Raw genomic sequence first — 1,596 nt, 5'->3', positions numbered from 1 at the left:
ACCTTGAACCCATCGAACAGCGAATCAGGTTTCGGAGGTAGGTCTCATGTTTGTCGATAATGTGGTGCTCGCAGGGGTGGTCACGGTCGGCCTGATGGTCGCCTTCCTCGGAGGCTTCGGATATTTCATCTGGAAGGACGCGCACAAGAAGCGCTGAGTTCTTCCAGATTCAAAGAGCACGCAAGGCATTTAGGCGATCTATGGTCGCCTTTTTTTTGGTTCATCGCGCTTTCCCGGGGAAGGCGGCCTTGATTTTCAGGAAGAAGTACTCCGAGTCCCGGAATCCATAGGCCATGCGCTTGATCACCTTGATGCGGTTGTTAACACCCTCAAGGACGCTGGTATGCATGTGGAAGTGAGCACTGGCAAGGATGCCTCGCGCGTATTTGCGCAGGTTGCGAGCGAAGCGTTGCAGCGGCGCGAGGTCGCTCTCGCGAGCATGTCGCAGCCAGGTTCGCCAGCGTCGCCAACCCTCTCGTACGCTGGGGGCGTACCAAACATCCTTCAGCGCATCCTTGAGCACATAGACCGTAGCCAACGGCTGGTTGGCAGCAAGCAGCTCCTGTAACTGCACGGCCTGTCCGTCCTTCAGGTTGTCGCGGTTGCGCAGCAGCAGCCAACGACTCTGCTTGACCGCCTTTCGTGCCGGCTTGTCTTCGCGCAGAAGGTTGGCCTGGTCGACCCGGATTCGGTCGATCACATCCCGACCGTAGCGCGCGACGACGTGAAACAGGTCGTACACCACTTCGGCCTGCGGGCAATGCTTCTTCACCTCCAGGTCGAAAGCCGTGTTCATGTCCATGGCCACCGCCTCAATCTGCTGGCAGTGCTCGCCGAGCAATTCAAAGAACGGGCGGATCGCCTCACGGCTGTTGCCGTGGCCGACCCACAGCACCCGTGTTCGCTCGGCGTCCATGATGACCGTGGCATAGCGATGCCTCTTGTGCAGGGCGAACTCGTCCATCACCAGGCGGCGGACACCGCTTGAATAGAAGGTGCCTACCTCGGCTTGCAGGCGGCGCTTGTCGAGCGTCTTGAGGGTGTGCCAGTGCAGGCCGGTGAGCTGGCTGACGTGGCTGATCGGCAGCAGCCGCAGCAAGCTTTCGAGCCAGACCTGTAACCGCCGGGTCAGGCGAGATGCAGGCTCCAGCCAGTCGATCCGCTCGGTCACCCGACCACAGTTCAGGCAATCGACTCGGCGCACGGGTAGTTGAAGCAGGACGCGCTGATCGAACAGATCGCGATCACGCACCAGACGAATCCGGCGCTCGTGAATCAACGGGCTGAGCTGACCACAACGCCCGCACCTGGGCACTGAACCGGCTTGAGGCTCAAGCTCAATCAGAAGGGAGTTGTTGGCGGATGAACGGCAGGCAACGACGTCATAGCCTGGCCAGAACGAGGCAAGATCAATAGGATGCACGGCGACAGCAGGGACAGGTGAAGGGTGTGTTTGGCGACTGCCAATTTACCTGCTTCCCTGACTGTCAACTCGCTCTTCCCCCAGAGTCCGCGAAGAACCATAAAAAAGGTTCATCGCGCTTTCCCGGGGAAGGCGGCCTTGATTTTCAGGAAGAAGTACTCCGAGTCCCGGAA

General features: G+C 59.5%; 2 protein-coding genes. One reads left to right on the top strand and one right to left on the bottom strand.

Features of this window, described 5'->3' with window-relative positions; translation table 11 throughout:
- Positions 1-46: 46 nt before the first annotated feature.
- A complete protein-coding gene (ccoM, locus tag ACU8YC_RS24835; protein WP_011914065.1) occupies positions 47-157 on the top strand; it encodes a cytochrome c oxidase subunit CcoM in 111 nt (36 codons plus the stop codon).
- Positions 158-220: 63 nt separating this feature from the next.
- Here the strand turns inward: ccoM and ACU8YC_RS24830 are convergent, their stop codons facing one another.
- Positions 221-1,423 (bottom strand): ISL3 family transposase, encoded by a 1,203-nt coding sequence (locus ACU8YC_RS24830; protein WP_446895935.1) that lies wholly within the window; start codon positions 1,421-1,423, stop codon positions 221-223.
- Positions 1,424-1,596 lie beyond the last annotated feature (173 nt).

The organism is Citrobacter sp. VF227, from assembly GCF_052950715.1.
Note: the sequence above shows the minus strand (reverse complement) of the source record. Positions and strands in the feature narration are given on the sequence as shown.